This is a genomic window from Cupriavidus sp. IK-TO18, assembly GCF_015549295.1.
Classification (GTDB): Bacteria; Pseudomonadota; Gammaproteobacteria; order Burkholderiales; family Burkholderiaceae; genus Cupriavidus; species Cupriavidus oxalaticus_A.
This window is the reverse complement of record NZ_JADGMP010000046.1, coordinates 117,739-124,537: the sequence shown is the minus strand read 5'-3', so window position 1 is coordinate 124,537 and position 6,799 is coordinate 117,739. Positions and strand designations below refer to the sequence as shown.

At 61.4% G+C, this 6,799-nt stretch carries 9 protein-coding genes, 1 tRNA gene and 3 pseudogenes; 9 read left to right on the top strand and 4 right to left on the bottom strand.

Annotated elements, in window-relative coordinates; all coding sequences use genetic code 11:
- Positions 1-385: 385 nt before the first annotated feature.
- From IPF36_RS31865 to IPF36_RS34430, 9 genes and pseudogenes are all read left to right on the top strand, one after another.
- On the top strand, positions 386-721 hold the full coding sequence (locus tag IPF36_RS31865; RefSeq protein WP_135705543.1) for a helix-turn-helix transcriptional regulator: 336 nt from the start codon (positions 386-388) through the stop codon (positions 719-721).
- Complete coding sequence (locus tag IPF36_RS31860) at positions 718-1,200, top strand: ArsI/CadI family heavy metal resistance metalloenzyme (protein WP_133096072.1); 483 nt, start codon at positions 718-720, stop codon at positions 1,198-1,200. The genes IPF36_RS31865 and IPF36_RS31860 overlap by 4 nt, the downstream gene beginning before the upstream one ends.
- A gap of 9 nt (positions 1,201-1,209) precedes the next feature.
- Positions 1,210-1,704, top strand: a complete 495-nt coding sequence (locus IPF36_RS31855) for an arsenate reductase ArsC (protein ID WP_135705542.1) — start codon at positions 1,210-1,212, stop codon at positions 1,702-1,704.
- A 39-nt stretch (positions 1,705-1,743) separates the two neighbouring features.
- Positions 1,744-1,971: pseudogene (locus IPF36_RS31850) on the top strand (arsenate reductase ArsC); the annotation flags it as partial.
- A complete protein-coding gene (locus tag IPF36_RS31845) occupies positions 1,955-2,599 on the top strand; it encodes an MIP/aquaporin family protein (protein ID WP_255519962.1) in 645 nt (214 codons plus the stop codon). The pseudogene IPF36_RS31850 and the gene IPF36_RS31845, both read left to right, overlap by 17 nt.
- A gap of 90 nt (positions 2,600-2,689) precedes the next feature.
- Positions 2,690-3,112, top strand: a complete 423-nt coding sequence (gene arsC / locus IPF36_RS31840; RefSeq protein WP_135705540.1) for an arsenate reductase (glutaredoxin) — start codon at positions 2,690-2,692, stop codon at positions 3,110-3,112.
- Positions 3,109-3,873 carry an arsenical resistance protein ArsH gene (gene arsH, locus IPF36_RS31835; RefSeq protein ID WP_133096077.1) on the top strand — a complete coding sequence of 255 codons (765 nt, stop codon included), beginning with the start codon at positions 3,109-3,111 and terminating at the stop codon, positions 3,871-3,873. The genes arsC and arsH overlap by 4 nt, the downstream gene beginning before the upstream one ends.
- 136 nt (positions 3,874-4,009) lie before the next feature.
- Positions 4,010-4,252, top strand: a pseudogene (locus tag IPF36_RS31830) (MFS transporter); the annotation flags it as partial.
- A gap of 140 nt (positions 4,253-4,392) precedes the next feature.
- A pseudogene (locus tag IPF36_RS34430) lies at positions 4,393-4,518 on the top strand (ATP-binding protein); the annotation flags it as partial.
- Positions 4,519-4,623: 105 nt separating this feature from the next.
- On the opposite strand, the gene IPF36_RS31820 reads toward IPF36_RS34430, so the two are convergent.
- The 4 genes from IPF36_RS31820 to rnhA form a co-directional block, all read right to left on the bottom strand.
- Entirely contained in the window at positions 4,624-5,259 is a 636-nt protein-coding gene (locus IPF36_RS31820; RefSeq protein WP_135705539.1) for a Shufflon-specific DNA recombinase, read from the bottom strand.
- Between the two features lie 135 nt (positions 5,260-5,394).
- Positions 5,395-5,469 (bottom strand) — tRNA-Val (locus IPF36_RS31815).
- 91 nt (positions 5,470-5,560) lie between these two features.
- Complete coding sequence (dnaQ, locus tag IPF36_RS31810) at positions 5,561-6,292, bottom strand: DNA polymerase III subunit epsilon (RefSeq protein WP_195432011.1); 732 nt, start codon at positions 6,290-6,292, stop codon at positions 5,561-5,563.
- Between the two features lie 59 nt (positions 6,293-6,351).
- Positions 6,352-6,789, bottom strand: coding sequence for a ribonuclease HI (rnhA, locus tag IPF36_RS31805; RefSeq protein ID WP_029046361.1), 438 nt, complete (start codon positions 6,787-6,789; stop codon positions 6,352-6,354).
- Positions 6,790-6,799: the final 10 nt, after the last annotated feature.

The following is a 6,799-nucleotide window of genomic DNA, read 5'->3' as shown; positions in this document are numbered from 1 at the left end:
CCTGCCTAAGCGCTACACCGTCCGGTTCCTCAGAAAGGACCTTAACTGAACGGCATTACAGCGCGAGGCTGGCTTTTCCTGAATGCTGGTGGGTGGTACAGGGATTGAACCTGTGACCCCTGCCGTGTGAATCGGAATCATTGCCCTTAATTTACAACAGGTTAGCAAAAAGGCCTTTGCGAAACAAGAGTTTACGTTGGCGCTCGTTAGCAGGTGTGAGTTCAAGTTAGCTTTTCGTATGTGGCGCAATTGTGGCATGCCGCATTCCCCTCACTTCCATGCCATATGCGCTTGTTCGCCGTAGCAACCGAGCTGAAAGAGAGAGTCGCCAGGGGACACAGAAATTACACTTTACAGAATTCTATAATTCGAATATTTTCGAAAAATGGAAACCGACCACGCCCTTGAAGCGCTCGCCGCGCTCGCCCATTCGATACGCCTGTCCGTGTTCCGGCTGCTGGTGCAGGCCGGTCCCGCGGGACTTCCCGCCGGCCGGATTGCCGAGTTGATGGCAATGCCGGCGTCCTCCCTCTCCTTTCATCTGAAGGAGTTGCACCGCGCCAAGCTGCTATCCAGTAGGCAGGACGGTCGTTCAATTATTTACATGGCTCATTTCGAGACCATGAACGGATTGCTGGGTTACCTCACGGAGAACTGCTGCAGCGGCAATCCGTGCTCGCCTGTGTCCACCTGTTCCGTCGCCTTGGAGCCCAAATCATGAAGCGCTTCCACGTTCACGTCAGCGTCGCCGATCTCTCTGCCAGTATTCGCTACTACTCAGCCCTCTTCGCAGCCGAGCCAACGGTCGTGAAAGTGGACTATGCGAAGTGGATGCTGGAGGATCCCCGCGTGAACTTCGCCATCTCGGCCCGTGGCGCGGAGACTGGCGTCGACCACCTCGGATTTCAGACAGACGACGCGGCCGAACTGGCCGAACTGAAGCAGCGAGCCGAAGCAGCCGACATGGCGTTGCTCGACGAAGGTGAGACCACCTGCTGCTATGCGAAAAGCGAGAAGTACTGGGTCACGGACCCCCAAGGCATCGCGTGGGAGCACTTCCATACCTTGGGCAATGTGCCGGTGTACGGCGAATCCCGAAAAGTCGACGCTGCTGGCCAGGAGTCGGCCTGTTGCGCCCCCCGAGCTCCGAAGGGCAAGCCGATCGGCATTGCGGTCAACGCCAAGCCTTCCTGCTGCTAAGGGTCCGTCATGAACGAAAAGACCTACAACGTGCTGTTCATCTGCACCGGCAATTCGGCACGCTCGATTTTGTCGGAAGGGTTGATGAACCATCTGGGCAAGGGGAGCTTCCGCGCCTATTCGGCCGGCAGTCATCCGACTGGCGTAGTCAATCCCCTCGCACTGGCGGCACTAGCTCGCCACGGGCTGGACACGACCACCTTTCGCAGCAAGAGCTGGGATGAGTTCTCACAAGACGGGGCGCCGAAACTCGATTTTGTCTTCACGGTGTGTGACAAGGCAGCGGGCGAAGTTTGTCCGGTATGGCCAGGCCAGCCGATGACAGCGCACTGGGGCGTCCCCGACCCGGCTGCCTGTGAGGGTACCGAGGCCCAGAAGCAGCAAGCCATCAACGACGCAACCATTACGCTCAAGCGCCGTATCGAATTGTTCCTGTCATTGCCGCTTCCGAAGCTGGACGCCGTCGCACTTCAGAAGGCTGTTAAGGACATCGGGAAACAGTGATACGCATTCCCTCCGCATCTGACTATTTCGTAGCGCCCCATGACCACCAACGTACTGATTTTGTGTACCCACAACTCGGCCCGCAGTGTGCTGAGCGAAGGAATGTTGAACCATCTGGCCAAGCAGTTTGGCCGCGATGTGCGCGCCTATAGCGCCGGAAGCTCGCCCAGCGGACGCATCAATCCGTTCGCCATCGAGGTGCTTGGCAATGCTGGCGTCGACGTCAGCGACTTCCGCAGCAAGAGCTGGGATGAATTTGTCGGCGAGAATGCTGGCAGAGCGGCTTGCCGGCGGCAATGTCGCCGTCGCCCTGCTGGCCAACACGGCGGCCACGGTCGGTGGCTTGTACATCTTGATTGAAGTCTTTGGCCCGATCAGCGGCGCGCACTTCAATCCAGCCGTCAGCGCCGTCATGGTGGCGCGAGGTGAACTGCCTGGCGCGGCGCTGCTGCCATACATCGCCGCCCAGCTCGTAGGCGCGGTGCTGGGGGCTTGGCTCGCCCATGCCATGTTTGACATGACGATCCTGCAGCTTTCCACCAAGGTCCGCAGCGGTCCGGGGCAATGGATTGCTGAAACCGTTGCGACCGCCGGCCTGCTTTTGGTGATTCTGCGCGCCCCGAACGGGCGCGCCTCTGCCATGGTGGCGGCCTATATCGGCTCGGCATACTGGTTCACCGCATCCACCTCGTTTGCCAATCCCGCAGCCGCGTTCGGGCGCATGTTCAGCGACAGCTTTGCGGGCATCGCACCGGCGAGCGTGCCGGGATTCATGCTGGCGCAATGTCTCGGCGCGGCCATCGGGCTGGGGCTGCATCGGCTGCTTGAGCCGCGTGCGTTACCCCACGGCCACCCAAATGTCATCGAAGCCTCCGGCGAGCACCAGGCAGACTGACGCTGACCGGAACCGGGGCGCCACTCTTGCCGCCTTGGTTGGAATCCTTTCAACTGCCTGCAACCAGATACCAACTGAACCCGGGAAACCATGTCCGTCACCATCTATCACAACCCCGCCTGCGGCACATCGCGCAACACACTGGCCATGATCCGCAATGCGGGTATCGCGCCGAATGTCATCGAATATCCGAGCACGCCGCCTGACCGACAGACGTTGCAACAGATGATTAGCCTTGCGGGCCTCACAGTTCGTGAAGCCATCCGCGAAAAGGGTACGCCCTACGCCGAACTGGGCTTGTCCGACCCGGCCCTGACCGATGAGCAGTTGCTCGAAGCGATGCTGGCCCATCCGATCCTGATCAACCGGCCGTTCGTCATCACAGAGCGGGGCGTGCGGCTGTGCCGGCCATCGGAACTCGTGCTCGACATCCTGCCCTCGCCACAGCAAGGTGCCTTCACCAAGGAGGATGGCGAAGCCGTCATCGACGCGCAAGGCCGGAGGGTCAAATGACCATGGCGCTGCCTAACGTTATCCCGGCCGTGCTCGATACCCCGGACCTGAACAAGCTGGAACCGGTGCGCGTCAGCACGCATCCACCGCGCATCCTGCTGCTCTATGGCTCGCTGCGCGAAACGTCTTATAGCCGGCTGCTGGTGCAGGAAGCCGAGCGGATCCTGCAGCATTTCGGCGCGGAGACGCGCGTGTTCGATCCGCATGACCTTCCGGTGTGCGACAGTGTTCCCGCCGATCACCCCAAAGTGGTTGAACTGCGCAAGCTCTCGGAGTGGTCGGAAGGCCAAGTGTGGTGCAGTCCCGAGCGGCACGGCACGCTGACCGCGGTTTTCAAGAACCAGATCGACTGGCTGCCCCTGGAGATCGGATCCATCCGACCGACTCAGGGTCGCACGCTCGCGGTGATGCAGGTCTGCGGCGGCTCGCAGTCGTTCAACGCGGTCAACGCGCTACGCGTGCTGGGGCGCTGGATGCGCATGGTGACGATTCCCAATCAGTCATCGGTAGCCAAGGCATACCAGGAGTTCGACACGAACGGCCGCATGAAGCCGTCCTCCTACTATGACCGGGTGGTCGACGTCATGGAGGAACTGTACAAGTTCACTCTGCTGGTGCGTGATCGCAGCGACTATCTGACGGACCGCTATAGCGAACGCAAGGAAGCGGCGCCTGCGAACGTCGCCGCGCTCGCCGCGGCCGCCATGAGCCATGAACGGGACGCGCAGGTCACCGACACAGATAGCGGCGAAGTCGAATAAAAAACGGACGGGATGGCCATGGAGCCAACGAGTCGTGTGATTGCCAGCCAATCTCAGCACGCCTAACAGTACGGCCACGGACCCGCCACCCGCAAAGACTGCGTCCTCCCAGGCTCCTAAGGATGGCGTGCCCTCTCAGCGGCTTGCCTCGTTCACACTCGCCTTTGTCTTCGCCGCCACCTGGTTCATTAGCACCGCCATGGCGGCGCACCTGCCGCGATTGCTGCAGGCAGGTGGTGCGACACTCGCAACTGCCGTGATGGTCGGTGCGCTGATCGGCCCCGCTCAGGTGGGTGCCCGGATATTGGAGTTCGGGCTGCTGCGCAAGATCCACCCGCTGCTTTCGGCCCGCATCGCTGCTGCGCTTCACCCTGCGGGTGCCATCGCGTTCGGCATTGTTGGGGCTGCTCTGGCGCAATGACCGCAAGCTTGCCCGACTCTTGCAGCGAGCCCGGCTCAAGTACCCCCAGGCCGCCATCGAAGACCTCGATGCCCGCCCCGGACGGGGCATTGATCGCAACCATCGCCGATGCGATTCTCGATCGACTGATGCACCGCATTCACCGCATCACGCTGGCCGGCGACTCAATGAGAAAGACTGCTCAAAAAACAAGCGCCACAGCCAGCGGCAACCCAACTGCCTAGCCTGGCAGAGTAGAATCCGTCCCCGCGCAACACCCTCAACCGATCACCGGTCACGATGCCGGAATTGCCGGTCACGACCAACCGGAAACCGCTGGGAAACAGCGGTCACGATAAAGCGGAATCCGCGGTCACGATGCCGGAATCAGCGGTCACATTCACCGGAATACGCACTCGGGCCAGTAAGGCGACCTCTTGGGTCGCGTGGAGGCGTTTCGAGCGCGGCAAGGAGTCGTTCCTATTCCCGTGTCCCAAGCGACGATTGCGCCCGCGGTTTTCGGCGGGCCGGCGAACCATCGACACGGCATTGTCAATGTGGATTCCCCATTCTTTGCCTGCCACATTGATTACATGGGAAATCAGGTTCAGGTCGCGGTTCGTTGTGGAGCCGGACACCTGCTTCAGTCGTTTGTCGCGCCATTCGGCGATGAGCTTGCCAGACAGGGCGGCAACCTTTACCTGTGCGAGTGGGTCGCGGAGCATCGCAGTGAGCCGATATCGTTCGGATTCGGCCCCTTTTTTCTGGCCGGACACCTCTTGTAGGTACCTTCGAATCAGATCGCCCAGGGTGTTTTTCTCAGCTTCGGTGCGATCAATGAAGACCCCGCGCTCGATCTCGGATTCGATTACCGTCGCCCATGCACGGGCGTCTGCCTTGGTGGAGAAGCTGCGGGAAAGGGTAGGCCAGCCTTTGCGCCGAATCTGGGCTTCCCAGTTCGAGCCCCGTTGCCGAATAGTCGCCATTCGTGGTCCTCACAAGTTTGCGTGTGGCAAATTTGTGGCAATCGGACCGATTCGAGGGAGGCCAGAAATCGCGGGGTTAGTGTGTCCTAACCCCAGAAATGAGAAAAGCCAGCACGAGGCTGGCTTTCCGTGTTCTGGTGGGTGGTACAGGGATTGAACCTGTGACCCCTGCCGTGTGAAGGCAGTGCTCTACCGCTGAGCTAACCACCCCTTTCTGCATCGTCGTTGCCGTCGTGCAGCGGAGAAATGAGATTATGCAGGGCTCCCTGTATCTTGTAAAGCCCTTTTCCCAACTTTTTGTTCAGGCGGCCATCGTGCCGGGTTCCTCGGCCGTGGCTTCCTGCCATACCGTCTTGCCGCCGCTGGCCTTGTCCAGGCCCTTGAGCAGATCGAAATGGGCTTCCAGTTCCGCCTCGGTGGCGCGCAGCACCGGCAGTACCAGCCGAGAGAGGTCGGCCGTAGCGGTGGCCCCGCCTGCGCCAGTGCCGCTTTCCATGGTGTCGATTACCAGCGAATCCTGGCCGCGGGTCATTGCCAGGTAGACCTCTGCCAGCAATTCCGCATCGAGCAATGCGCCGTGCAGCGTGCGGTGCGCGTTGCTGATCCCCAGCCGGTCGCACAGGGCGTCGAGGGAGTTGCGCTTGCCGGGGAACATCTGCCGCGCTTCGCGTAGCGTATCGATCACGTTGCCGACATGCTCGCGGAAGGGAGGCATGCCCAGCAGGTGGAATTCCATGTCGAGGAAGCCCAGGTCGAACTGCGCGTTGTGGATGATCAGCTCGGCATCTGCGACGAATTCGCGGATCTCGTGCACGACCTCGGCAAAGCGGGGTTTGTCCGCCAGGAACTCGACCGTGATGCCGTGGACGGCGATCGCGCCTTCGTCGATGTCGCGCTCCGGGTTGACATAGAAGTGCAGGTGGCGCCCCGTCAGGCGGCGGTTAAGCAGCTCCACGCAGCCGATTTCGATCAGGCGGTCGCCGGTGGCGGCATTCAGGCCGGTGGTTTCGGTGTCGAGAACGATTTGTCGCATGGCGGGCATTCTAGCGGAGCGGCATTGCCCCGCGGTTCTTGTTGTGGCGTTGCGGCGGTTCAGCGGCCGATCGATTCGACGCCGCGGTTGGCCAGCGCATCGGCGCGCTCGTTGCCGGGATGACCGTTGTGGCCGCGCACCCAGTGCCACGAGATCTGGTGTCCCTGGGTCAGCGCGTCGAGTTCCTGCCACAGGTCGGCGTTCTTCACCGGCTTCTTGTCGGCGGTCTTCCAGCCGCGGGCTTTCCAGCCGGGCAGCCATTCGCTGATGCCTTTCTGGACATATTGCGAGTCGGTGTAGACCCGCACGGTGCAGGGCCGCTTGAGCGCGCGCAGCGCTTCGATCACCGCGGTCATCTCCATGCGGTTGTTGGTGGTGTTGGGCTCGCCGCCGAACAGTTCTTTTTCATTGGTGCCGGCGACGAGCACCGCACCCCAGCCGCCGCGGCCGGGGTTGCCTTTGCAGGCGCCGTCGGAGTAGATCGTGACTTCTTGCATGGAATTCCGT

Bases quoted from the DNA above. Each gene is read 5' to 3' on its own strand.
- IPF36_RS31865 (WP_135705543.1), top strand. From the start codon at position 386: ATGGAAACCGACCACGCCCTTGAAGCGCTCGCCGCGCTCGCCCATTCG.
- IPF36_RS31860 (WP_133096072.1), top strand. From the start codon at position 718: ATGAAGCGCTTCCACGTTCACGTCAGCGTCGCCGATCTCTCTGCCAGT.
- IPF36_RS31855 (WP_135705542.1), top strand. From the start codon at position 1,210: ATGAACGAAAAGACCTACAACGTGCTGTTCATCTGCACCGGCAATTCG.
- IPF36_RS31845 (WP_255519962.1), top strand. From the start codon at position 1,955: ATGAATTTGTCGGCGAGAATGCTGGCAGAGCGGCTTGCCGGCGGCAAT.
- arsC (WP_135705540.1), top strand. From the start codon at position 2,690: ATGTCCGTCACCATCTATCACAACCCCGCCTGCGGCACATCGCGCAAC.
- arsH (WP_133096077.1), top strand. From the start codon at position 3,109: ATGACCATGGCGCTGCCTAACGTTATCCCGGCCGTGCTCGATACCCCG.
- IPF36_RS31820 (WP_135705539.1), bottom strand. From the start codon at position 5,259: ATGGCGACTATTCGGCAACGGGGCTCGAACTGGGAAGCCCAGATTCGG.
- dnaQ (WP_195432011.1), bottom strand. From the start codon at position 6,292: ATGCGACAAATCGTTCTCGACACCGAAACCACCGGCCTGAATGCCGCC.
- rnhA (WP_029046361.1), bottom strand. From the start codon at position 6,789: ATGCAAGAAGTCACGATCTACTCCGACGGCGCCTGCAAAGGCAACCCC.